This is a genomic window from Arthrobacter sp. APC 3897 (genome assembly GCF_030407495.1).
Lineage (GTDB): Bacteria > Actinomycetota > Actinomycetes > Actinomycetales > Micrococcaceae > Arthrobacter_B.
This window is the reverse complement of record NZ_JASDDG010000017.1, coordinates 1-23,279: the sequence shown is the minus strand read 5'-3', so window position 1 is coordinate 23,279 and position 23,279 is coordinate 1. Positions and strand designations below refer to the sequence as shown.

Below are 23,279 nucleotides of genomic sequence, written 5' to 3'. Positions count from 1 at the left end.
TTTACTCCCACTCGATGGTTCCCGGCGGCTTGGACGTTACGTCCAGCACCACGCGGTTGATCCCGTCGACTTCATTGGTGATGCGGTTGGAGATGCGTGCCAGCAGGTCATACGGCAGGCGTGACCAGTCCGCGGTCATGGCGTCCTCGCTGGAAACCGGTCGCAGGACGATCGGGTGGCCGTAGGTCCGGCCGTCACCCTGGACGCCCACGCTGCGCACGTCGGCCAGCAGGACAACCGGCATCTGCCACACTTCGTTGTCCAGGCCGGCTGCGGTGAGCTCGGCACGGGCAATGGCGTCGGCACGGCGCAGCAGGTCCAGGCGTTCCTGGTTCACCTCGCCGATGATGCGGATGCCCAGGCCGGGGCCGGGGAACGGCTGGCGTCCCACGATTTCGGCCGGCAGGCCCAGCTCGCGGCCCACGGCACGGACCTCGTCCTTGAACAGGGCGCGCAGCGGTTCAACCAGCTCGAATTTCAGGTCTTCGGGCAGCCCGCCCACATTGTGGTGGCTCTTGATGTTTGCTGCGCCTTCACCGCCGCCGGATTCCACCACGTCCGGGTACAGGGTGCCCTGGACGAGGAAACGGATGGGTTCGCCTGCAGCAGCGGCTTCGGCCATGATGGCGCGTTCGGCTTCCTCGAACGCACGGATGAATTCGCGCCCGATGATCTTGCGCTTGGTTTCCGGATCCGTGACGCCGGCCAGGGCTTCAAGGAAGCGCTTCTGCTCGTTGGCGACGTAGAGGTTGACGCCGGTGGAGGCTACGAAATCGCGTTCCACCTGCTCGGCTTCGCCTTCGCGCAGCAGTCCGTGGTCCACGAACACACAGGTCAGCTGGTCGCCGACGGCGCGCTGCACCAGTGCTGCGGCAACGGCTGAGTCAACTCCGCCGGAGAGGCCGCAGATGACGCGGGAGCTGCCGACCTGCTCGCGGATGCGTTCAACCTGCTCTTCCACAATGTTGCCGGTGGTCCAGCTGCGGTCCAGGCGTGCGCCCTTGAAGAGGAAGTTCTCCAGGACGGACTGGCCGTGGGCGGAGTGCTTCACTTCCGGGTGCCACTGAACGCCGTAGAGACGCTTTTCTTCATTGGCAAAAGCAGCAACGGGAGCGCCGGCCGTGGTGGCCAGCACGTCGAATCCGGGCGGAGCTTCCTGGACGCTGTCACCGTGGCTCATCCAGGTGTTCTGCTGCTCCGGCGTGCCCTCAAGGATGGAGCGTGGGCCTCCGACGGCGGTGGCGTCTGTGGAGCCGTATTCACGCAGGCCGGTTTGGGCAACCTTGCCGCCCAGGGCGTTGGCCATGGCCTGGAAGCCGTAGCAGATGCCCAGGACCGGAACGCCTGCCTCAAACAGGCCTTCGCTGACTGCAGGGGCGCCTTCGGCGTAAACGCTGGAGGGACCGCCGGAAAGAATGATCGCGGCCGGGTTCTTCGCCAGGATCTGCTCCGTGGTCCAGGTGTGGGGCACCACCTCGGAATAAACATCTGCATCGCGTACCCGGCGGGCAATGAGCTGGGCGTACTGGGCGCCGAAGTCCACAACTAGGACAGGGCGCTCTTCTATGGGAGGGGTCGCGGAATTAGTCACTCTTCAAGGATAGTCGCCTGAGCATCCGTGCCGCACATCCGCCGGGGCCGGAACTCAGTAGCGCTTGGCCGCTTCCGGGTGCGCAGCAAGTTCAGCCAGAACCTGCTTGTGCGTCCGCCCCTCCACGATGAAGGACAGGAAGGGCACCACGCCGCCCAGGGCGATGAGGATGAACTGCGAGAACGGCCACCGCATCAGCTGCCACAGGCGGAAGTCAGCCAGCAGGTACACCACGTACAACCAGCCGTGGGCAATCAGCACACCCGTGAAAAGGTTCAGCGGCCCAACGGTGATCTCCTCGATCTTCAGCCCGTACTTGAGGATCATCTCGACACACAGCAGGAGAAGAAACACACCGGTGACGTAGGAGGAAACCTTATAAAAGGCCAGTGCCGAACGGATCTGGGCGTGGGTGCCGCCAAAACGGCGCCTCTTCCGGCGGGGTTTGCCGGCTGCTGCGGGGGCCTGTACGGGATCGCTCACTTCTGTACCTCACTGGTCGGTGCCGGACGCCCGGGGACGGTGTCCCCGTCGTCGTCTTCATCATCGTCGTAGTAATAGTCGTCGTCGTCCTCGAAGGAACGCCGGTGGGCATCGGCCACGAGGCGCCACCACAGGAAGACGGAGAACCCGGCGAAGACCACCCACTCGATGGCGTAGAAGATGTTCATCCAGTTCACTGAGGTTTCCTGGGGCTGCGCATCCACGTTGACGACCCGCATGTTCCCGGTGTCGGGCGCTGCACCGTCCACCGTAATCTCGTCCGCGGTGACGAACGCCGAGTACCCCGGGGTGTCCCAAACATTGACCAGTTCGGCGCTGGAGAGGCTGGGCAGGACATTTTCCTCCCCGGGCGCTTTGGCAATGGGGCCTTCGGGCGGCAGCAGGCGGCCGACGACGACGGCCTCGCCGGAGGGGGCCGGTTCGGCATCGCCGGGTGCGGCAACCCAGCCGCGGACCACCGGCATGACGGCGCTGTCCGGGGCACCGTCCACGGCGAAGGCGGTGACCACCCAGTATCCGCGGTCCCCGTCATACAGCCGCTCGTCAATCAGGACGGTGTCCTCACCGCGGAAGGAACCGGTCATGGAGACCATCTGGTCCGCCTGCGTGCCCATCAGTTCCACGCCGGGGGTGAACACTTCGGTGAGGGGGCGGACGTTTTCGGTTTCACCCGCGGAGGGCGGGAGCTCGCTCTCAGCCGTCGAAAACTGCCACTGGCTCAGGAGCACGAAGACCGTCGAGATCGCAAGCGCAAAAAGAAGGGCGGCGATCCAGCGGGGTTGCAGGGCAGTTTTCAGCACTCCTTAACCGTACTTCGTACCCGTGTAGAAAACCCAATGCCTGCTGTCCGCGGCCCCTGCACTGACGCCCGCCGGCAGGCAGCGTCAGTGGTCAAAAAACACCAGCGAGGAGTTGATCAGTTCGGAAATAACCTCGGCATCGTTGGCCCTGCGCAGCGACTCGCGGAAGGAAGGGCGGAACAGCGACCGCGCGAGGGTGGCCAGGACTTCCAGGTGCTCCGAGAACGCTCCGGCGGGGGTGCCTATCAGCAAAATCACGGTGGCCGGCCCGTCGGAAGCACCGAAATCGATACTGTGCCCGTAGCGGGTGATTCCCACGGCGATCGAGGTCTGCACCACTTCCTCGCTGCGGGCATGCGGCATGCCGATGCCGCCGGGCAGGCCGGTGGCCATCTGGTGTTCACGGGCGCTGACCTGCTCCAGGAACACCTCCAGGTTGCGGATCCTGCCCTGCTCGTACATCCGCCGGGCAAGCTGGGCTGACGCGTCCAACCGGTCAGTTGCCTCCATCTGCAGGATGACCATTTCGGGCACTGTCAGGACGGCGCCCTGCTCGTTGAGGGAAAGAACCGGTTCCACGGGCCGTTCCGGTTCAGGCCAGTGGAGCGATGTCATGGGCCTTCAACCGTGCGGCGTCAGCTGAAACGTCATCGGGCTGTTCCTGGCTGAGTCTCTCGGCTTCCACTCTCGCCTCATAGTGGGCCACTTCCTGCTCCACCCGTTCGGGGCTCCAGTTCAGGATGGGAGCCATGAGTTCGGCCACAACGGGTGCAGCGGAGACTCCCCGGTCCCACGATTCGATGGAGATGCGGGTGCGCCGGGCCAGCACGTCCTCCACATGCCGGGCACCTTCGGACGTGGTGGCATACACCACCTCGGCGCGCAGATAATCATCGGCTCCGGGCAGCGGCTCCCCCAGCTCCGGAGTGGCACGGATCAGTTCCAGTACTTCGGTGGCCAGGGAACCGTACCGGTTGAGCAGGTGCTCCACCCGCACCACATGGACTCCGTAGTGCTCCGCAGTGCGGTGCCGGAGATTCCATGCCGCCTTGTATCCCACCGCTCCCAGCAGCGGGATGGTGGAGGTGCAGCTTTCCGGAACCTTGTCATCCAGGGCGCGGGCAGCCTCGTCCACGGCGTCCTTGGCCATGACGCGGTAGGTTGTCCATTTACCTCCGGCCACAACCACCAGCCCCGGCACGGGATGCGCCACCACATGTTCGCGGGAGAGTTTGGCCGTGGAATCATTCTCGCCGGCAAGAAGGGGACGCAGGCCGGCGTAGACACCTTCCACATCTTCGCGCGTCAACGGCGTCTTCAGCACCGTGTTCACGTGTTCCAGCAAATAGTCGATGTCCGCTGACGTGGCCGCCGGATGAGCCTTGTCCAGATTCCAGTCAGTGTCCGTGGTGCCCACAATCCAGTGCCGGCCCCACGGGATCACAAACAGCACGGATTTTTCGGTGCGCAGGATCATACCCACGGTGGACTGGATCCGGTCGCGGGGCACCACCAGGTGCACGCCCTTGGACGCCCGTACTTTGAGCTGTCCCCGGTCCGTCACCATGGCCTGGGTTTCGTCGGTCCACACACCGGTGGCGTTGACCACCTGCCGGGCGAAGACATCGAATTCCCGGCCCGTCTCGGAGTCCTTGACCCGGGCACCAACCACGCGCTCACCCTCGCGCAGGAAATCCACCACGGATACGCGGTTGGCCACGGTGGCGCCGTAATGCGCTGCGGTGCGGACCATATTGGCCACGTACCGGGCGTCGTCCACCTGGGCGTCGTAGTAGCGGATGGACCCCACCATGGCGTCATCCTTCAGGCTGGGCGCCGCCCGGAGCGTGGCTTTCTTGCTGAGATGCTTGTGCATCGGCACACCGCGGGAGTTGCCGGAGGTCAGCCCCATGGTGTCGTACAGCATGATGCCGGCGCCAACATAGGGCCGCTCATAGAACCGGTGTGTCAGCGGGTACAGGAACGGTACGGGCTTGACCAGATGCGGAGCGATCCGCTGGATCAGCAGGCCGCGCTCCTTCAGCGCTTCAGCTACGAGCGCGAAATCCAGCATCTCCAGATAACGCAGACCGCCGTGAATAAGCTTGGAGGAACGCGACGACGTGCCCGATGCCCAGTCCCGGGCCTCCACCATGCCCACCTTGAGTCCGCGGGTGACTGCGTCCAGGGCCGCACCGGCCCCCACCACGCCGCCGCCGACAATCAGGATGTCCAATTGTTGGCCGGGTTCCGCCGTGGAACGCAGCGCCGCCAGGGCGTCCTCCCGGTATTCCGGACTGAGTGCATCTTTGCTCATGGTCAAGATTTCCTCTCTGGGACGCTCGGTCGGCGCAGTGTTCTTTGCAGCCACTGTAGGGAACTACATGGCGGATAGGTAGGGCGCCACCAGCACCTCAATGCGCTGGAAGGCTTTCACGTCGGAGTAACCCGTGGTGGCCATGGCACGGCGCAGGGCCCCCATCAGGTTGGAGGTGCCGTTGGTGTGGTGCGAGGGCCCCCAGAGAACTTCCTGGAGCGGGCCGACAGTGTCCAGGCGGACCCGGTCGCCGCGGGGAAGTTCGCTGTGGTGGGCTTCCTGGCCCCAGTGCCACCCCTGTCCGGGAGCTTCTTCGGCCCGGGCCAGGGCCGAACCAAGCATCACGGCGTCCGCACCCATGGCAATGGCCTTGACGATGTCACCGCTGGTGCCCATCCCGCCGTCGGCGATCACGTGGACGTACCGTCCGCCTGACTCGTCCATGTAGTCGCGGCGTGCCTCGGCAATGTCCGCGATGGCGGTGGCCATGGGGGCGTGGATGCCCAGCGCCCGGCGGGTGGTGGTGGTAGCTCCCCCGCCAAAGCCGACCAGTACGCCCGCGGCGCCGGTGCGCATCAGGTGCAGGGCCGGGGTGTAACCGGCGGCGCCGCCCACGATGACGGGGACGTCCAGTTCGTAGATGAACTGTTTGAGGTTCAGGGGCTCTACGGTCTTGGAAACGTGCTCGGCAGAGACGGTGGTGCCGCGGATGACGAAGATGTCCACGCCGGCGGCCAGGACGGTCTTGTAGAACTCCTGGGTGCGCTGCGGGGTCAGGGAGCCGGCAACGGTCACGCCGGCGTCGCGCACCTCGGCCAGGCGGGAGGTGATCAGTTCCGCCTGAATGGGTGCTTCATAGATTTCCTGCAGCCGGCGGGTGGCCGCAGGGTTAAAGTTTTCTTCGCTGAGGACGGCAATTTCGTCCAGCAGCGGCTGGGGATCCTCGTAGCGGGTCCACAGCCCTTCCAGGTTCAGCACGCCCAGGCCGCCCAGCCTGCCCATCGCGATGGCGGTGGCCGGGGACATCACCGAGTCCATGGGGGCTCCCATGACCGGCATTTCAAACTGGTAGGCGTCGATCTGCCAGTTGATGGAAACATCCTGCGGATCCCGTGTCCGCCGGGACGGCACAATTGCCACATCATCGAGGGAGTAGGCTCGGCGCCCACGCTTGCCACGGCCAATTTCTATCTCATTGCTCACAGGTCTAGGTTATCCCAGCTTTTGGAACCCGGCCCTTAAAGCAGCAGCAGCCGCATCCTTCCCCCGCGGTTTGGAGGATGGATGCGGCTGCTGCCTTCGGCGTCGGACCTAGCGGCGCGTGCCGTAGTTCGGCGCTTCCGCCGTCATCATGATGTCGTGCGGGTGGGATTCCTTGAGGCCGGCAGAGGTGATGCGGACAAATTTGCCCTTCTGCTTCAGCTCTTCGATGGTGCGTGCACCCGTGTAGAACATGGTCTGGCGCAGGCCGCCCACCAGCTGGTGTGCGACGGCGGACAACGGTCCGCGGTACGGAACCTGGCCCTCGATGCCTTCCGGGATCAGCTTTTCGTCGCTGGGGACGTCGGCCTGGAAGTAGCGGTCCTTGGAATAGGACGTGTTCTTGCCGCGGCTCTGCATCGCACCGAGCGAACCCATGCCGCGGTAGGACTTGAACTGCTTGCCGTTGACGAACACCAGGTCACCGGGGCTTTCTGCGGCACCGGCCAGCAGACCGCCCAGCATGACCGTGTCAGCACCGGCTACGATGGCCTTGCCGATGTCGCCCGAGTACTGCAGGCCGCCGTCGGCGATCAGCGGAACACCGGCGGGGATCGCGGCCTTGGAGGCCTCGTAGATTGCGGTGATCTGCGGGACGCCCACACCGGCCACCACACGGGTGGTGCAGATGGACCCCGGCCCCACGCCCACCTTGATGGCGTCGGCACCGGCATCGATCAGTGCCTGGGCACCTTCACGGGTGGCTGCCTGGCCGCCGATGATATCCACGTGCGCCACTGCCGGGTCCTTCTTCAGGCGGGCGATCATGTCCAGCACGCCTGCGCTGTGGCCGTTGGCGGTATCCACGACGAGGAGGTCCACGCCGGCGTCGACAAGGGCCATGGCGCGCTCGTAACCGTCACCGAAGAAACCGATCGCGGCCCCGACGCGCAGCCTGCCTTCCTCGTCCTTGGTGGCCAGCGGGTACTGCTCGGCCTTGTCGAAATCCTTAACCGTAATGAGTCCCTGCAGGCGGCCGTCGTCGTCGACCAGCGGCAGCTTCTCGATGCGGTGCTTGCCGAGAAGTTCCACGGTTTCTTCGGCGCTGATACCAACCCGGCCGGTGATCAGCGGCATGCGGGTCATCACTTCATGAACCTTGCGGCTGGGATAATCGGCACGCGGGATGAAACGGGTGTCGCGGTTGGTCACGATGCCCAGCAGCTTCTCGTCGGGATCCACCACGGGCAGTCCGGAGACACGGAAGTGGGCGCACAGGTCATCCAGTTCCTGCAGGGTGGCGTCCGGGGAGATGGTCACCGGGTTGGTGATCATGCCGGATTCGCTGCGCTTGACCCGGTCCACGTGCTCTGCCTGATCCGCGATGGACAGGTTGCGGTGGATGACACCTAGTCCGCCCTGGCGGGCCATGGCGATTGCCATGCGGGATTCGGTCACGGTGTCCATGGCGGCCGAAAGCAGCGGCGTGTGCACGGTGATCCGCTTGGACAGGCGTGAGGAGGTATCTGCCTCGGACGGAATGACGTCCGTGGGGCCGGGCAGCAGCAGGACGTCGTCGTAGGTCAGGCCGATGAAGCCGAACGGGTCATGCTCTGTGGACTGCTGGCTCAAAACTGCGCCTCTTTCGCGAAGGACCGGAGGGATGGGGGCGCCGGGAAAGCACCGGCTGGCTTCTCTACATCCTAAAACGAAAGGGCGCCCGCCCCTATTCCAATCTGTATCCGGTGGCATCAATCACAGTCCGGGCACGCAAAAGCCCCGGTGCCGCAGCAAAAAAACTGCTGCGGCGCCGGGGCCCCTGTTCTTACCTAGTGCTGGTGGCCGTGATCTTCTTCGTCATCGGCCGGCTTCTCCACCACAAGAGCCTCGGTGGTGAGAACCAGAGCGGCAATGGAGGCTGCGTTGCGCAGCGCCGAACGGGTGACCTTGACCGGGTCAATAATGCCGGCCTCAATCAGGTTTTCGTACTCGCCCGTGGCAGCGTTGAAGCCGTTGTTGACCTCAAGATCGGAAACCTTGGAGACAACAACCATGCCCTCGGCGCCGGCATTCTCGGCGATCCAGCGCAGCGGCTGTGCCAGGGCGCGGCGCACCAGGCCGACGGCGGTGGCGGCGTCGCCTTCCAGCTTCAGCACCTCCGCGTCGGTGTCCAGGGCCTTGGCAGCGTGGACCAGTGCGGAACCGCCGCCGGCCACGATGCCCTCTTCCAGGGCCGCACGCGTCGAGGACACGGCGTCTTCGATGCGGTGCTTCTTTTCCTTGAGCTCCACCTCGGTGGCTGCGCCAACCTTGATGACGCCAATGCCGCCGGAGAGCTTGGCCAGGCGTTCCTGCAGCTTCTCGCGGTCCCAGTCGGAGTCCGTGCGCTCGATCTCGGCGCGGATCTGAGCCACGCGGTCAGCGACGTCGGTTTCAGAACCGGCTCCGTCAACAATCGTGGTGCTGTCCTTGGTCACCGTGATGCGGCGGGCGGAACCCAGCACCTCAAGGCCAACCTGGTCCAGCTTCAGGCCCAGGTCCGGGGAGACAACCTGCGCACCCGTGAGGGTGGCGATGTCCTGCATCATGGCCTTGCGGCGGTCACCGAAACCGGGCGCCTTGACGGCAACCACGTTCAGGGTGCCGCGGATCTTGTTGACCACCAGGGTGGACAGGGCTTCGCCTTCAATATCCTCGGCAATGATGAACAGCGGCTTGGAGGTCTGCAGCGCCTTCTCAAGCAGGGGCAGGAACTCGGCAACCGAGGAGATCTTGCCGGAGTTGATCAGGATCAGCGCGTCTTCGAGGACGGCTTCCTGGCGCTCCGGATCGGTCACGAAGTACGGGGACAGGTAGCCCTTGTCGAACTGCATGCCTTCGGTGATGACCAGTTCGGTCTGCGTCGAGGAGGATTCCTCGATGGTAATGACGCCGTCCTTGCCGACGGTGTCGAAGGCCTTGGCCAGCAGTTCACCGATTTCCATGCTCTGGGCCGAGATGGCAGCTACGTGGGCAACCTGGTTGCCTTCAACTTCCTTGGCGTTTTCCAGCAGCCGTGCAGCCACTGCTTCCACAGCCGTCTCCATGCCCCGCTTGAGCTGGCCCGGAGCGGCGCCTGCAGCAACGTTGCGCAGGCCTTCCTTGACCAGGGCCTGAGCCAGCACCGTGGCCGTGGTGGTGCCGTCGCCGGCAACATCGTTGGTCTTGGTGGCTACTTCCTTGGCCAGCTGGGCGCCGAGGTTCTCATACGGATCATCCAGCTCGACTTCACGGGCGATGGTCACGCCGTCGTTCGTGATGGTGGGAGCGCCCCAGGTCTTGGCGAGCACTACGTTGCGGCCGCGGGGGCCGAGGGTTACCTTGACGGCGTTGGCCAGCTTGTCGACGCCGGCCTCCAGCGAGCGGCGGGCGGAGTCGTTGAACTCCAATTGCTTTGCCATGTGTGTGTCCTTTCCGACAGCTACATCTGCACCTGCATCAGAAAACCCCGGCCAGATTGGCCGGGGTCTTCCTTTTTCAACTACTTAACGACGATGGCCAGGACGTCGCGGGCGGACAGCACCAGGTACTCGGAGCCGCCGTGCTTGACTTCGGTTCCGCCGTACTTCGAGTAGATGACAACGTCACCCTCGGAGACATCCACGGGAACACGGTTGCCGTTGTCGTCAACGCGGCCGGGGCCTACTGCAACAACTTCGCCCTCCTGGGGCTTTTCCTTTGCAGTATCCGGGATGACGAGGCCGGAAGCAGTGGTCTGCTCGGCTTCGAGGGGGCGGACAACAATGCGATCCTCAAGGGGCTTAATAGAGACCGACACTCGGGCTCTCCTTTGCGTAGTTACTAACGGATAGGGACCGTCGGTGGGCGCTGGCCGTCGTCGCGGGGTCCGGATGGCGCTTCCCTCGGGAATTAGCACCCTCACGGGGAGAGTGCTAGCTCCGACTTTATGCAAGCGCTGGCACTCGGTCAAGGTGAGTGCCAATTTACTTTGACGCTTCATGACGCCTTCAAGCGCGATGTGTTTCATCCGGTCCGTAAAAAGTTGCTTAGCCTCACCTAACCCTGTAGTTTTCAAAGGCGCGCAAAATTAGCAAACATTTATATGTCCTAAATACGCAAAGCTCTATGTCCTAATGGCGGGTCTCTCCGCCGGGCCGGACGAGAGACCCGAACAGCTGGAGCCCCCTGACGTGAAGAAAACCCTCAAGTCCCGCCTTGTCGCCGGGACCGCCCTCGCCTCCCTCCTGGCCCTGAGCGCCTGCGGATCAGACACTTCGGCCAACGCGGAAGCCCCCGCGGACAGCTCGGAGCCCACGATGGTTACCGTTGAACACACGCAGGGAACCACCGAGGTTCCGGTCAACCCGGAGGTTGTCTACACGTTCGACCTGGGAGCGCTGGACACCCTGGATGCCCTGGGCATCGAGGTTGACGGTGTCCCCTCAGCAAACTTCCCCGAGAGCCTCTCCAAGTACGGCTCCGATGAGTACGAGAAGATCGGCAGCATGAAGGAGCCGGACTTCGAGGCCATCAGCGCCGGCGCCCCGGACCTGATCATCATGTCCGGCCGCACCGCCGACTCCTATGAGGAATTCTCCAAGATCGCTCCCACGATCAACTTGAGCACCGACGCCAAGGACCCGTGGAACTCCTTCATCTCCAACACCGAGATCATCGGAGACATCTTCGGCAAGGAAGCCGAAGTTGAAGAGAAGCTCGCTTCACTCGAGACCAAGGTGGAAGACACCAAAGCAACCGCTGCCGACGCCGGCAACGGGCTGATCATCATGACCAGCGGCGGCGAAATGACCGCTTACGGTGAAGGCTCTCGCTTTGGCCTCATCCATGACGTCCTCGGTGTTGCCACCGCCGCTGACATCAAGTCCGAGGCCCAGCACGGTGAATCCGTGTCCTTCGAATACGTTGCCGAGATCAACCCGGACAACCTGTTTGTCATCGACCGCGACGTGGCCGTGGGTAATGCCGGCGAAGTTGCTTCCGCTGTCCTGGACAACGAACTCGTGATGGGCACCAAGGCGGCCAAGAATGACCGCATCACCATGCTCGATTCCTCCAGCTGGTACCTCGTGGGTTACGGCCTGAACAACGTTGACTCCATGGTCGGCGCTGTCCAGGACGGTATCTCCTAACCCGCCCACCACCTGCTAATCCCCGCAGGCCGGCCCCTCCCCCATGGGCCGGCCTGCGGGGGAGACGGAACGCACCATGACCACTGCGCTAACCCCCACAGCCCCCGCATCCGCAGGGGCCATTGCTGTCTCCGGCCGCCGCCGGCTCTTCGGCCCCGGAGCCAAGTTGCTGCTGGGAGGAACAGCTGTCCTGGTGCTTGCCGTTGTCAGCATGTTTGTCGGCGTCAGCGACGTTTCACTTTCCGCCCTGCTCTCCGGTGATGAACGTGCGTGGGACATCTTTTGGATCAGCCGGGTTCCCCGGACCCTGAGCATCATTCTTGCGGGGATGGCGCTGAGCGTCGCCGGCCTCATTATGCAGCTGATGGCCCGCAACAAGTTCGTGGAGCCGTCCACCGTCGGTACGGTGGAGTCCGCTTCCCTGGGCATCCTGGTGGTCACGGTCTTCCTGCCGGGTGCCTCCCTGTTCCTCAAAATGTCCACCGCCACCGTCTTCGCCGTGGCCGGAACAGCCCTCTTCCTGCTGGTCCTGCGCCGGATTCCGCTGCGCAACACACTGATCGTTCCCCTCGTGGGAATCATGCTGGGCGGCGTAATTGCAGCGGTGACCACGTTCTTCGCGTACCGGTTCGACCTCCTGCAAACACTGAACAGCTGGATGGTCGGAGACTTTTCCGGCGTACTGCGCGGGCGTTATGAACTGCTCTGGATTGTGGGGGCGCTGACGCTGATCGGTTTCCTTGCCGCCGACCGGTTTACGGTTGCCGGCATGGGCCAGGAATTCACCACCAACCTCGGACTGAACTACAACCGGGTCATGACGCTGGGCCTGATCATCGTGTCCCTGATCAGCGCCGTTGTGGTGGTCAGCGTTGGCTCGGTGCCGTTCCTGGGCCTGATCGTGCCCAACCTGGTCTCGCTGATGATCGGTGACAATGTCCGCCGGGCCATACCATGGGTGGCCGTTTTCGGGGCGGGTTTCGTTCTGGCCTGCGACATCATCGGCCGGACCATCCGCTACCCGTATGAAATCCCGGTGGGGGTCATCGTTTCCGCCATTGGCAGCGCCCTGTTCCTTTACCTGCTCCTGAGAAAGCGCTCCGCCCGTGCCTAGCAGTCCAGTCAGCGCCCTTCCCTCCGCACTTACCGTGCAGCGCCGCCGTCCGGTGCGCAACCTCTCCCCCCGGTTCTGGATCATCCTGCTGTCCGTGTCGGCAGCGGCCCTTGTCGTGGTCTTCATGACCATCGAGCTGCGCGGAAACATCGGTTATGTCCTTCCGCGCCGTGCCGTCAAGGTGGGCTCGATGATCCTGGTGGCGTACGCCGTCGGCGTCTCCACCGTGCTGTTCCAGACCGTCACCGCCAACCGGATCCTGACGCCCTCGATCATGGGCTTCGACGCCCTGTACGTTTTGATCCAAACCATCCTGGTGTTCACCCTCGGCGGCGGACTGGTGCTCGCCATGTCCGATCCGCTGCGGTACGGCATGGAAGTAGCCCTGATGGTGGGATTCTCGTTCCTGCTGTACCGGTGGCTGTTTACCGGCGGCGGCAAGTCCCTTCACCTGATGCTGCTGGTAGGCATTGTGCTGGGCACACTGTTCCGGGGCGTGTCCTCGCTGCTGCAGCGGCTGATCGAGCCCAGCGAGTTCATCATCCTGCAGGACTTGTTCTTTGCGTCCTTCAACAACGTTGACGGCAAGCTGCTCGGCTACTCGCTGATCGCCGCGGCCATTGTCAGTGTTCCGGCCTGGCGTCTGCGGCACGAGCTCGATGTACTGTCACTGGGCCGGGAAACCTCGATCAACCTGGGCATCAACCACAAACGTACGGTGACACTGGTGCTGGTGATCTGCTCGGTGCTGGTTGCCGTGTCCACCGCCCTGGTGGGACCGGTCACCTTCTTTGGTCTGCTGGTGGCGTCCCTGGCGTACCAGCTGTGTTCACATTTCAAGCACGCCGCTGTTGTCCCCATCGCAGTACTGCTGGGCATTGTTGCCCTGGTGGGCGGCCAACTGGTCCTGGAGCGCGTGTTTGCGTTCGATACGGCCCTGAGCATTGTCATTGAATTCGTCGGCGGGATCGTCTTTTTGATCCTGCTCCTGAAAGGCTCCATCAAATGATCTCCGTCAACGGCATCACCAAAAAATACGGGTCCACCACTGTGGTGGACGAGGTGAGCTGCCATATCAAGGAAGGCGGAGTCACCTCGATCATCGGACCCAACGGTGCCGGCAAGTCCACGCTGCTCTCCATGATCAGCCGCCTGCTGCCTGCCGACGCGGGAACCGTCACGGTGGACGGCCTCGACGTCGTAAAAACACCGGGCAAGGACCTGGCCCGGAAGATGGCCATCCTGCGGCAGGACAACCATCTCACCGTGCGGCTTACCGTGCGCGATCTGGTTGGCTTTGGCCGCTACCCGCACAACGGCGGGCGTCCGACGTCGGTGTGCCGGGACAAGATTGAACAGTCCCTGGCCTTCCTGGATCTGGCGGATCTGGCAGACAGATTTGTCGACGAGCTTTCCGGCGGGCAGCGCCAGCGTGCCTTTATCGCCATGGTGCTGGCACAGGACACCGACTATCTGCTGCTCGATGAGCCGTTGAACAACCTGGATATGAAACACTCCGTGGAGATGATGCGGCTGCTGCGCCGGCTCACCGATGAACTCGGCAAAACGGTGGTCCTGGTGATCCACGACATCAATTTCGCTTCCTGCTATTCCGACGACATCATCGCGATGGCCAACGGCAGGCTCCTGCACCAGGGCCCGCCGTCGGCCATCATGCAGCCGGAAGTCCTGAAGGATATCTACGAGATCGATATCCGGATTGAGGAGATTGAGGGCAACCGGATCGGCGTGTACTTCGCCTAGCCGTTGAAGCCCGGCACCTCTGGCAGCCGGAGCGGGATTCCTTCCACGGAAGCGTGAATGAACCGCACGAGGATGTCCCAGGCAACAGCCGGGGACATGGGCTCAAGGAGCACAGCATCTGTCTCCGTCCGGTCCCCTCTGCCGACGAAAAGGCGGTATTGCCCGGCTGATCCTGCGTTCACCCAGCCGAACCGGCCGCCGGACCCTTCGTCCAGGATCTGCCACTCGGTCCATGGCTGCCGCCACATCCGCCCGGCTGCCTGGTCCAGATGCGGCGGTGCCGGGGTTCGGCCGGACTTCAACCGGGCCTCGTAACTGTCCATGCTCAACACCACCGGCTCGTGCGGCAGGCTCCAACCGGGAGAGAGCCCCGCCCAGCCGGCAATGCGTTCCGGCACCATGTTTGCCGGAACCACAGCGGCAGACAGATCATCCGGCCCATACGCGGGCGCCGGCGCGGCTGCGAACAGCGACAACTCAGCGGTGATCCTGGCGAGTCCGCCGCCAATCCACGCCTGCAGCACTGACCCGCGGGCTGCGTTCACTGCTATCACTCGGAAGGAAGCGTCCAGGTTGCGGACCGGCCACAGGAACCGCTCCCCCTCCGGAGTCAGCCCGGCACCGTCCGTCAGCAGGCCTGCGGCTTGGAGGGTCGCCGCAGACGGGTCTTTGCGCTGAAACCGCCCCAGCCGGTCCCTGCCCAAAAGGGTATCGAGTAGTTCCAACGCCGGAATCGGCAGCAGTTTTCCGGCCTCCCGATAGGGTTGGGCGGCAGCGAGACTGCTCAGATCTTCCAACTCGGCGCCCGCCCACCGGCAGGCATCATCATCCAGCCGCGGTTCCTGCGGCGCTATCCTTCCGATGTCCGGCTGATCTGTTTCGGCCCGCTGGTTGCCGTACTCTGCCCGGACCGGTTCATCGATCCGGATATCCCGCACCATCTGTTCAAACAGGAGTTTCATTCCGGTGTGCTGTTCAGCGGTGTAACTGGCCGTTGCTTCGACCGCGAACCCGGAGGCTGTCCAGATCCAGCGGTCCACGCACACCGGATGCCTGCCTGCCAGGTGGAACAACCGCTGTGCACGGCCGGATCCGGCCGCAGCGGGATCCGGAGGGCTCCAGACATCGTTCGAGATAATCCGCCGGTCCCGGAGTCCTTCGAGTGTTGAGGCGAGAGCGGCGGTGGCGTACCGGGCAACAGACACACCGTTTGCCGGGTGCCAGCGCAGCACCATGTTGGGCCGGAAGACTCCGGCAGGAAGCGGCGGATGGGCAACTGCCAGCGTGCCGCTTTTTATCTCGACCTGTTCCCACCCCTCCGGACGCGGCAGGCTGAACCCCTCCAGGCACTCGTAGCTGAATCCTTTGGCAGCCGTCGTCATGACGATCCTCCCTCGCGATGCATCTGCCGGCGTGCGTGTGTTACCGGCCAAAGAGCTTGTTCCAGCAGTCGGCAACAGCATCCACTGCTCCCCGTGCGGCCGTGCCCGCGCCGGACTTCATCAGGTCCGATTCCATGAAACTGTCCGCCAGCTCCAACGCGGTGTCAGCCGCCGCGTCCTTAAGGGTGCGGTTGCCGAGGAAACCCAGTTCGAGAGACGTAACAACCGAAATGCCGATGCCGACCGCGGCTCCCGCCACAGTTCCTGCCGGTCCCCCGATGGCGCTGCCGATCAGGGCGCCGTTCGCCGCTGCCAGAACGTCGATACCGATTTTGGTTCCTCCTTTCACAAGGCCCGCTGCTTCCGCCCGCCCGTTCATATCGTCGGGGTGCATTTCCGGATGCGCCTGCAGGAGTTCGTTATACGCGTCCTGCCGCTCATCGGCGATCGTGAATCCGGCCGTTGCCACTGAGAGCGCTGCGCCGCCCGCTCTGAACGCCGCGGCTGTTTTCGTCAGGTCGCGCCCTTTCAGGGCCGGTGCCCACTTCGCCCGGTTGTTATCCACCTCATTCCGGTAGCGGTGCGAATGCCTGTAAAGCACCCGGCTCACGCGGGGTCTGAGTTCCAGCTGGTTGACGGATATGAGCACCCAGCGGCCGTCGGTCACCCAACGTCCGCGTGCCAAGTACCGCAGCCGTTCAGCCTCAAGGTCGTAGGGGACGTAAACGGGGGAAGGGGTCGGAATTTTCACGACTGTCTGCCGGGACGAGGGCAGGACCGACAACCTGCTCACCGCCCCTGTCACCACAGTGCCGGACAGATCAGTTATCTGATTGGTGAGTCTGCCCTCGCCGAGAACGATGCCGGTCAGCCGGCCCGCGGTCGTTTCCTCCAGCAACGTGTAGTTCCGGGCCAGGACAGCGGCTGAATCCGCTGCTGCGCGCAGCAGGAGTTCCGTTGAAGGAAGCGGGGATCCTGCTTTGGCCTCCGGGCCGTCCGGGAACTCGAGCAGCGCGCGGTTGGCTGCGTGAACCTGCAGCATCAACGCATCCCGCTCAGCCACAAGCGCCCGGATTCCTTCCGCAAAGTCGATCAGGACACCGGTGGCCTGCTCCGCGGTTTGCGCCAACAGGCCTGCATGGGGCATGACGGTCCCGAAGACGTCCTGGATTTCCTCTGCTCCGTCACCGCCATAGTGCGCGTTCAGCTGCACCCACGTGGCCGCAGCCATCTCCACGCTGCTCAGATAGGCCCTGCCCCCGGCGCCGATCACCGGTGCGGCACTCTCGACGGCGTCCGGGGACGGCCAATCGAAAAGGCGGGAGGTATCAACGGACATCAGCGCTCGTCCCGATCAGCGAAGGTGCCCGGCAGATCCCCGCTTCCAGCCCTGCCATACCGGACCCGGCTGAATCCGCCATCACCCGGTCCGCCTCGGACAAGATGTTCACCGCTTGCCGGACCGCGGCAACCGCACTGCCAATTCTTGTTTCGGCCGCTGCAGCCTGGCGGAGCAGCGCATCGGACCACAGCGACTCCAGGGCCCGCACCACCAGGCCCGGTCCGCTGGAACATGCCCGCTGCGCATCCGCTATCCCGGCCCGCAGCGCCGACGATGAAGCTGCTCTGGCCCCGTCGTCCTCGACCTGCGAAAGAACACGCTCACAGCCCTCGCCATTTACGCTGTACCTGGCCAGCAGCATGGTTCCCACTCCCCTAGTCCGTTCCGTCCTGCCCTCAACCTAGGGGGTGCGCCGAACCCGGTCCACGGAAGGCTGGCCCGGTGTGGATAACTTCCCCCGCGAGGCAGCCGCGAGTGTCCCGCAGGCTAATTGCGCGCCGGCAACGGCAGTATTTCCGGTTTGCATTGCGGCGCGCCGCAGGCCTCTCTTACGTTTGGTCTTCGGCCAATCCGTCAGGCACCCGGAGGAAGGTTTCCATGGATCCCAAGCTGCGCGTCACCGCCCGATTCGACATAGATCTCCGGCAGGTCCGCCTGGTGGTCCGGGGCCGTGTCACAGAGCAGAACAGCAGGGTGCTGTATGTGCTTGCCCGGCGTGCCAATGCCACTCTGCCCGGCCTCAACGTAGTCCTTGACCTGCATTTGGCATCGATCGCTCCTGCTGCACTCTCCAGCCTGCGCCTCAGCTCCGAAACCGGCGCGCTGCCCCTGTTGACTGGACACCATGGGGAACCGCTGGCTCCGCGGCAGCTGAGTGTCCTGGCTCCTGCCGGTTAGTGCCTTACCGGTTAGGGCTCTGCCAGCCAGGACCCTGCCCGCCAGGACCCTGCCCGCCAGGTCCCTAAAGGTCCGACGGCGCTGCCCGCACCGCAGCCAGCCGCGTCACGGCCTCCGTCAGCACCTCCGGGGAGCAGGCAAAATTGAGCCGGACGAACCCCGTGCCCTGCCGGCCAAACTTGAGGCCTGATTCCAGCGCCACCCGCCCCTGTTCCAGTGCCACTGCCGCCGGATCCCCGCCCCATCCGACACCCCTGAAGTCCAGCCAGGCGAGATAGCCGGCCAGGGGCCGACGGTAGACAATCTCAGGCATATACGCGGACAGGAGCTCGGCCAGCAGCTCCCGGTTCCCCGCCAGGGAGTCCATGACCCCCGCCAGCCACGGTCCGCCGTCGTCGTAAGCCGCCACGGACGCGTGCAGCCCAAGAATGGAAGTCCGGGCCGAGACCTCCTCGGGCATAGAATCCAGCTGCAGCCGCGTGCGGTCGCTCGAGGCCACCATCACCGCACATTTGGTTCCGGCAATGTTCCACGCTTTGCTGGCTGCCGTGACGCAGATGCCGTGTTCCCGTGCCGCGTCGGAGACTGAGAGGTAAGGCGTAAAGGAACCCGGCTCATAGGCCAGCGGAGCGTGGATTTCGTCGCTGATGACGGCCACTCCGTATTTGGCGGACAGATCGGCGAGCGCCCTCAGCGTGTCGGCCGAGTGCACCAGCCCCAGCGGGTTGTGCGGGTTGCACAGCAACAGTGCATCAGCACCCCTGGCGAAGGCCCGCTCCAGCGCCGGCAGATCCAACCGCCATCCCGTGCCGGTGAGCAGCAGCGGAACCTCCACCACTGAAGCCTCGGCCTCCACCGGCAGCTCAAAGAAGGGCGGATACACCGGCGGCGTAATCACCACCGAGCCGTCCACGGGGACGGTTTGGCGCAGGCACTCGACAATGGCCACGCTGACGTCGGTGGTGGTCCTGACGTCCCGGGGATCAAGCTGCCACCCCCAGGTCCGCTGTGCGTATCCGGCGAACGCCGCGGCTACCGGTTCCGGGCCGGCAACGTAGCCGGTGTCCGAGGCCAGCACCCGGTCGATGATTGCCTGCTGCACGGGTTCAGCCAGCGGATAGTCCATCTCCGCCACAAACAGCGGCAGCACATCTGCCGGATAGGTCTGCCACTTGTAGCTGGTGCGTGTACGCAGTACGGACAGCGGCTCGGCCTCGATCTTCGTCATGCCGCCCAACCTACAGCTAACGGGCCCGGCTGCAGAAGAACTAGGCTGGTAGTCATGCCGGATACTTCGCTTGCCCATGTCCTGACGTCCGAAGGCTGGGAACTGCTGAACTCCCTCGGGCCTTATCTGGAGTCCGAATCCTTCAAGCTCAACACTGACCTTCGGAAGGCCGGACACTCCCCCGAAGTGGTTGCCGCAGTCCTCACCCAGGCCAAGCTGCGGATGAAGGCCCGCGCCAAGTTCGGTCCCTTTTCCGAGCACATGCTCTTTACTGCGCCCGGGCTGGAACAGGCCACGCGGCTCAATGTGGCGGCTCTTCATGCCCAGCGGTACGTCGAGGCCAACCTGGAGAAAATCGCCGACCTCGGCTGCGGGATAGGCGCCGATTCCCTGGCCCTGGCCACCCTGGACCGGCAGGTCACCGCCGTCGAACTCGATGAGATTACTGCCGCCGCCGCCACCATCAACCTGATGCCGTGGCCGAACGCGACCGTTGTGCAGGGCGCCGCCGAGGACTTCGATCTGGACGGGTTCGACGGCGTGTGGCTGGATCCGGCCCGCCGGACCACTTCCACGTCCGGCACCACCCGGATCTTCGATCCGGAAGCTTTCTCCCCGCCGCTGTCCTTTGTGGAAGCCCTGGCCGGCCGCGGCCTTCCGGTGGGCGTAAAGATGGGACCCGGTATTCCCCACGAGGCCCTGCCGGCGAACTGTGAAGCGCAGTGGGTGTCAGTGGACGGTGACGTGACTGAGGCGACGCTGTGGTTCAACGCCCTGCGCCGCGACGGCGTCCGACGGGCCGCGCTGGTGATCGGCCCCAACGGCGCGGCCGAGCTTACCTCCTCGCTGGACTATGCCCCCGGCAGCGAGGACGTCGCCGTCGGCCCCGTGGACGCTTACCTGTACGAGCCTGACGGTGCGGTAATCCGCGCAGGCCTGGTCGCCGACGTCGCACGTTCCCTTGACGGGCACCTGCTGGATCCGCACATTGCCTATATTGGTGCCCCGGAACTGGTTCCCACGCCGTTTGCCCGCGCCTACCGTGTGCTCGAGGTCCGCCCGTACAACGTCAAGACCCTCAAAGCCTGGGTCAGGGCCAACGGAATCGGTGTACTGGACATCAAGAAGCGCGGCATGTCCGTGACTCCCGAGGAACTGCGCAAGCAGCTGCTTACCGGTTCAGGCAAAGGCCCCAACAAAGCCACGCTCGTCCTGACGCGCCTGGGCGAAGACCGTGTGGCGATTGTGGTGGAGCCGGTGGTGGTGCCCGCCGCGTAGGGTCAAGCCTATGCGCGGGAGAATTCGCTGGCCTCCCGGACCTGCTCCGGAGTGGGCCGCACTCCGGTGTACAGCACGAACTGTTCCTCTGCCTGGATGGCGATGACTTCAGCACCGGTGATAACGGGCTTGCCCGCAGCACGGGCGGCGGTGATGAGCGGCGTTTCAGCAGGCAGCGCGACGACGTCGAACACCGTTCGAGCTGCAGCGATGGCCGGGTCGCTGAAGGCCTGGACGGTTTCATGCTCGCCCGTCATTCCCAGCGGGGTGACGTTGAGGAGCAGGTCTGCGGTGCTTTCACCCGGAACAGGCTGCCAGTTGAAGTCGTAGAGGTCGGCGAGCGCCCTCCCGGCAGCCTCATTGCGGGCCACAATGGTCACGTCCGTAAAACCGGCATCCCGCAGCGCCGCCGCAACGGCTTTGGCCATGCCTCCCGAGCCCCGGAGCAGCACCGACCAGGACGCCGGCACGTGGTGGTCCCGCAGCAGCCGGGCGATGGCCAGGTAGTCGGTGTTGTAGGCGGTGAGGACGCCGTCGTCGTTCACTATCGTATTGACGGAGGCGATGGCTTCGGCGGACGGATCCATGCGGTCCACCAGTGCAATGACGTCCTCCTTGTACGGCATGGAAACCGCACACCCCCGGACGGGCAGCCCGCGCACGCCCATGACCGCCTGGGCCAGATCCGCGGGAGCAAACGCCTTGTAGACATAGTTCAGGTCCAGCAGGTCATACAGGTAGTTGTGAAAACGCGTGCCAATATTTGACGGCCTGGCAGCCAGGGAGATGCACAGGGTCATGTCTTTGTTCAGGATAGGCATCCTCCCATTATGTCGGGGGATACGGGCAGTGCAGCAGATCGGGGAACAAGAGGGCTGAACTCAATCCCCCGTCCCCCCGGATAGGATTGAATCCGGGTTCTCAACTGCACCATGCGGAAATCGAGTTCCTCCAACAGCTACGCATACAGCAGGAGACAGTTTGGAAATCGGTTTCGCCCAGTCGGCTCAGTCAACCCTCGGCGTTGAATGGGAGCTGGCACTTGTCGACCGGAACACCGGGGAGCTGGTGTCCGCTGCCGACGAGGTGCTGCGCGGGGTCAGCGCCGCGCATCCCGGAATCAGTGAGGGTGACGAGCACCCGCACATCAAGCAGGAGCTGCTCGAAAACACCGTTGAGCTGGTGACCGGCATCTGCAACACCGTTGCGGATGCCAAAGCTGATCTGACCCGCTCACTCGAGGCACTGCGCCGGGTGACTGATCCCATGGGTGTGGAGCTGTTCTGCTCCGGTTCCCATCCGTTCAGTGCCCCGCGTTCGCAGCCTGTCACGGACAAGGAGCGCTACGCCAAACTGATTGACCGCACACAGTGGTGGGGCCAGCAGATGCTCATTTACGGGGTTCATGTCCATGTGGGCCTGGACCGCCGGGACAAGGTCCTTCCGGTGCTGGACGGCCTGGTCAACTATTTCCCGCATTTCCAGGCGCTGTCCGCCTCCTCACCGTACTGGTCCGGCGAGGACACGGGCTACGCCTCCCAGCGTGCCCTCATGTTCCAGCAGCTGCCCACGGCCGGGCTCCCCTTCCAGTTCGGTTCCTGGGCCGAGTACGAGTCCTATGTGCAGGACATGTTCACCACCGGGGTGATCGACTCGATCAGCGAGATCCGCTGGGACATCCGGCCTGTTCCGGGCCTGGGCACCATTGAAATGCGGGTCTGCGACGGAATGGCCACCCTGCAGGATGTGGGCGCCGTGGCAGCTTTAACCCAGTGTCTGGTGGACGAGTTCTCCACCATCCTGGACAACGGCGGGAGCATTCCCACCATGCCGCCGTGGCACGTCCAGGAAAACAAATGGCGTGCAGCGCGGTATGGCCTCGACGCCATCATCATCCTTGACGCCGCGGGCAACGAAAAGCTGGTGACGGACCATCTGCTCGAGGATGTCCTTCCCCGTCTGGCTCCTGTGGCTGAGAAGCTCGGCTGCTCCGCCGAGCTGGCGGACGTAGCGACGATTATTGAACGCGGTGCCGGCTACCAGCGCCAGCGCCGTGTTGCAGCAGAGAACGACGGCGATTTGCGCGCGGTTGTGCAGGACGGAATCCGGCAGCTGCGCGGCGAAGCCTGATTTCGGGCTCTTGACTGCCCCTCAAGTACGTTCGCTGTCCAAGGGCATGCGCCCGTAGGCGGACGCCCGGATTGGCGAGAATTCGAGTAGTGCAAACGTAATCGCCCCTAGCGTCATGCGTGATCCAGGCCACTAGGGGTGAACACATGTACGAGAAGACTTCGGGCCGTGAAACCCATGAGGCTGGCCGGGTCAGCAGGAATGTTGACCCGGTTCCTTCCACGGCGGACCCGAAGACCAGGACTCTGTACCGGCGGCGCCGGATGCAACGGCAACAGAAGCCCCGGCCGTACTGATTGACCAGATCCGGGCACTGGAAGAACTCAAGGCAGCCGGGTCCGCCGCCCAGGCCCGCGCAGCAGCGGTGTTCGACGCCGTCACCCGCCAGGCCACAGAAGCTCCCGGATAAAAGTCGACAGTTGTCACCGGAAACCGGCAGCAGTCGCAGACCAGCCACGCACACACGGTAGAAACACGCACACCCACCGGCCATGTCTACCAATCCGCTGCGCCGCCCCTGCCTGGAACCACGTGCCGGCGCGGACGTTCAGCACCTGTGTCGAGGACCCTGCCCGCCGTAAC

At 64.2% G+C, this 23,279-nt stretch carries 21 protein-coding genes; 7 read left to right on the top strand and 14 right to left on the bottom strand.

Features of this window, described 5'->3' with window-relative positions; translation table 11 throughout:
* Window position 1 precedes the first annotated feature (1 nt).
* The 9 genes from guaA to groES all read right to left on the bottom strand — a co-directional run bounded on the left by guaA (window position 2) and on the right by groES (window position 10,229).
* A complete protein-coding gene (guaA, locus tag QMA10_RS09680; protein WP_290167860.1) occupies window positions 2-1,591 on the bottom strand; it encodes a glutamine-hydrolyzing GMP synthase in 1,590 nt (529 codons plus the stop codon).
* 54 nt (window positions 1,592-1,645) lie between these two features.
* Entirely contained in the window at window positions 1,646-2,074 is a 429-nt protein-coding gene (locus tag QMA10_RS09675) for a DUF3817 domain-containing protein (RefSeq protein WP_290167859.1), read from the bottom strand.
* Complete coding sequence (locus tag QMA10_RS09670; protein WP_290167858.1) at window positions 2,071-2,895, bottom strand: SURF1 family protein; 825 nt, start codon at window positions 2,893-2,895, stop codon at window positions 2,071-2,073. The genes QMA10_RS09675 and QMA10_RS09670 overlap by 4 nt, the downstream gene beginning before the upstream one ends.
* Before the next feature lie 84 nt (window positions 2,896-2,979).
* Window positions 2,980-3,420, bottom strand: coding sequence for a PTS sugar transporter subunit IIA (locus QMA10_RS09665; RefSeq protein WP_290167959.1), 441 nt, complete (start codon window positions 3,418-3,420; stop codon window positions 2,980-2,982).
* A 67-nt stretch (window positions 3,421-3,487) separates the two neighbouring features.
* Complete coding sequence (locus QMA10_RS09660; RefSeq protein ID WP_290167857.1) at window positions 3,488-5,212, bottom strand: glycerol-3-phosphate dehydrogenase/oxidase; 1,725 nt, start codon at window positions 5,210-5,212, stop codon at window positions 3,488-3,490.
* Between the two features lie 63 nt (window positions 5,213-5,275).
* On the bottom strand, window positions 5,276-6,415 hold the full coding sequence (locus tag QMA10_RS09655; protein WP_290167856.1) for a GuaB3 family IMP dehydrogenase-related protein: 1,140 nt from the start codon (window positions 6,413-6,415) through the stop codon (window positions 5,276-5,278).
* A gap of 108 nt (window positions 6,416-6,523) precedes the next feature.
* The gene (gene guaB / locus QMA10_RS09650; RefSeq protein WP_290167854.1) at window positions 6,524-8,044 is read right to left on the bottom strand and encodes an IMP dehydrogenase; all 1,521 of its coding nucleotides are present in this window, start codon (window positions 8,042-8,044) and stop codon (window positions 6,524-6,526) included.
* Window positions 8,045-8,241: 197 nt separating this feature from the next.
* Window positions 8,242-9,852, bottom strand: coding sequence for a chaperonin GroEL (groL, locus tag QMA10_RS09645; RefSeq protein ID WP_290167853.1), 1,611 nt, complete (start codon window positions 9,850-9,852; stop codon window positions 8,242-8,244).
* 80 nt (window positions 9,853-9,932) lie between these two features.
* Window positions 9,933-10,229, bottom strand: a complete 297-nt coding sequence (gene groES, locus QMA10_RS09640) for a co-chaperone GroES (RefSeq protein WP_104052684.1) — start codon at window positions 10,227-10,229, stop codon at window positions 9,933-9,935.
* A 373-nt stretch (window positions 10,230-10,602) separates the two neighbouring features.
* On the opposite strand from groES, the gene QMA10_RS09635 reads away from it, so the two are divergent.
* The 4 genes from QMA10_RS09635 to QMA10_RS09620 all read left to right on the top strand — a co-directional run bounded on the left by QMA10_RS09635 (window position 10,603) and on the right by QMA10_RS09620 (window position 14,440).
* The gene (locus QMA10_RS09635; RefSeq protein WP_290167850.1) at window positions 10,603-11,562 is read left to right on the top strand and encodes a siderophore ABC transporter substrate-binding protein; all 960 of its coding nucleotides are present in this window, start codon (window positions 10,603-10,605) and stop codon (window positions 11,560-11,562) included.
* 76 nt (window positions 11,563-11,638) lie between these two features.
* Window positions 11,639-12,676 carry an ABC transporter permease gene (locus QMA10_RS09630; RefSeq protein ID WP_290167849.1) on the top strand — a complete coding sequence of 346 codons (1,038 nt, stop codon included), beginning with the start codon at window positions 11,639-11,641 and terminating at the stop codon, window positions 12,674-12,676.
* Window positions 12,669-13,685, top strand: coding sequence for an iron chelate uptake ABC transporter family permease subunit (locus QMA10_RS09625; protein ID WP_290167848.1), 1,017 nt, complete (start codon window positions 12,669-12,671; stop codon window positions 13,683-13,685). Before QMA10_RS09630 ends, QMA10_RS09625 begins: the two co-directional genes overlap by 8 nt.
* Window positions 13,682-14,440: an ATP-binding cassette domain-containing protein gene (locus QMA10_RS09620; RefSeq protein ID WP_290167847.1), complete on the top strand. Its 759-nt coding sequence runs from the start codon at window positions 13,682-13,684 to the stop codon at window positions 14,438-14,440. The genes QMA10_RS09625 and QMA10_RS09620 overlap by 4 nt, the downstream gene beginning before the upstream one ends.
* Here QMA10_RS09620 and QMA10_RS09615 read toward each other — a convergent pair.
* From QMA10_RS09615 to QMA10_RS09605, 3 genes are read right to left on the bottom strand one after another with little or no spacing between them, the layout of a single operon-like run.
* Window positions 14,437-15,822: a hypothetical protein gene (locus QMA10_RS09615; RefSeq protein WP_290167846.1), complete on the bottom strand. Its 1,386-nt coding sequence runs from the start codon at window positions 15,820-15,822 to the stop codon at window positions 14,437-14,439. The genes QMA10_RS09620 and QMA10_RS09615 overlap by 4 nt on opposite strands.
* A gap of 40 nt (window positions 15,823-15,862) precedes the next feature.
* Window positions 15,863-17,161, bottom strand: coding sequence for a hypothetical protein (locus QMA10_RS09610; RefSeq protein WP_290167845.1), 1,299 nt, complete (start codon window positions 17,159-17,161; stop codon window positions 15,863-15,865).
* Window positions 17,151-17,534 carry a hypothetical protein gene (locus QMA10_RS09605; protein WP_290167844.1) on the bottom strand — a complete coding sequence of 128 codons (384 nt, stop codon included), beginning with the start codon at window positions 17,532-17,534 and terminating at the stop codon, window positions 17,151-17,153. Before QMA10_RS09605 ends, QMA10_RS09610 begins: the two co-directional genes overlap by 11 nt.
* Before the next feature lie 227 nt (window positions 17,535-17,761).
* Between QMA10_RS09605 and QMA10_RS09600 the strand changes: the two genes are divergently transcribed.
* Complete coding sequence (locus QMA10_RS09600; protein ID WP_290167842.1) at window positions 17,762-18,061, top strand: hypothetical protein; 300 nt, start codon at window positions 17,762-17,764, stop codon at window positions 18,059-18,061.
* A gap of 64 nt (window positions 18,062-18,125) precedes the next feature.
* Here QMA10_RS09600 and QMA10_RS09595 read toward each other — a convergent pair whose 3' ends face one another.
* Entirely contained in the window at window positions 18,126-19,289 is a 1,164-nt protein-coding gene (locus tag QMA10_RS09595; RefSeq protein WP_290167840.1) for an aminotransferase class I/II-fold pyridoxal phosphate-dependent enzyme, read from the bottom strand.
* 54 nt (window positions 19,290-19,343) lie between these two features.
* On the opposite strand from QMA10_RS09595, the gene QMA10_RS09590 reads away from it, so the two are divergent.
* The gene (locus QMA10_RS09590) at window positions 19,344-20,567 is read left to right on the top strand and encodes a class I SAM-dependent methyltransferase (protein ID WP_290167839.1); all 1,224 of its coding nucleotides are present in this window, start codon (window positions 19,344-19,346) and stop codon (window positions 20,565-20,567) included.
* 8 nt (window positions 20,568-20,575) lie between these two features.
* Here the strand turns inward: QMA10_RS09590 and QMA10_RS09585 are convergent, their stop codons facing one another.
* Window positions 20,576-21,388 (bottom strand): shikimate 5-dehydrogenase, encoded by an 813-nt coding sequence (locus QMA10_RS09585; RefSeq protein WP_290167838.1) that lies wholly within the window; start codon window positions 21,386-21,388, stop codon window positions 20,576-20,578.
* Window positions 21,389-21,548: 160 nt separating this feature from the next.
* Here QMA10_RS09585 and QMA10_RS09580 point away from each other — a divergent pair, with 160 nt between their 5' ends.
* A complete protein-coding gene (locus QMA10_RS09580; protein ID WP_290167837.1) occupies window positions 21,549-22,697 on the top strand; it encodes a glutamate--cysteine ligase in 1,149 nt (382 codons plus the stop codon).
* The last annotated feature ends 582 nt before the right edge of the window (window positions 22,698-23,279 follow it).

Excerpts from the sequence above, each read along its gene's own strand:
- QMA10_RS09665 (WP_290167959.1), bottom strand. The coding sequence starts at position 3,420 with ATGGTCATCCTGCAGATGGAGGCAACTGACCGGTTGGACGCGTCAGCC.
- QMA10_RS09660 (WP_290167857.1), bottom strand. The coding sequence starts at position 5,212 with ATGAGCAAAGATGCACTCAGTCCGGAATACCGGGAGGACGCCCTGGCG.
- groL (WP_290167853.1), bottom strand. The coding sequence starts at position 9,852 with ATGGCAAAGCAATTGGAGTTCAACGACTCCGCCCGCCGCTCGCTGGAG.
- QMA10_RS09630 (WP_290167849.1), top strand. The coding sequence starts at position 11,639 with ATGACCACTGCGCTAACCCCCACAGCCCCCGCATCCGCAGGGGCCATT.
- QMA10_RS09620 (WP_290167847.1), top strand. The coding sequence starts at position 13,682 with ATGATCTCCGTCAACGGCATCACCAAAAAATACGGGTCCACCACTGTG.
- QMA10_RS09615 (WP_290167846.1), bottom strand. The coding sequence starts at position 15,822 with ATGACGACGGCTGCCAAAGGATTCAGCTACGAGTGCCTGGAGGGGTTC.
- QMA10_RS09610 (WP_290167845.1), bottom strand. The coding sequence starts at position 17,161 with ATGTCCGTTGATACCTCCCGCCTTTTCGATTGGCCGTCCCCGGACGCC.
- QMA10_RS09600 (WP_290167842.1), top strand. The coding sequence starts at position 17,762 with ATGGATCCCAAGCTGCGCGTCACCGCCCGATTCGACATAGATCTCCGG.
- QMA10_RS09595 (WP_290167840.1), bottom strand. The coding sequence starts at position 19,289 with ATGACGAAGATCGAGGCCGAGCCGCTGTCCGTACTGCGTACACGCACC.
- QMA10_RS09590 (WP_290167839.1), top strand. The coding sequence starts at position 19,344 with ATGCCGGATACTTCGCTTGCCCATGTCCTGACGTCCGAAGGCTGGGAA.
- QMA10_RS09585 (WP_290167838.1), bottom strand. The coding sequence starts at position 21,388 with ATGCCTATCCTGAACAAAGACATGACCCTGTGCATCTCCCTGGCTGCC.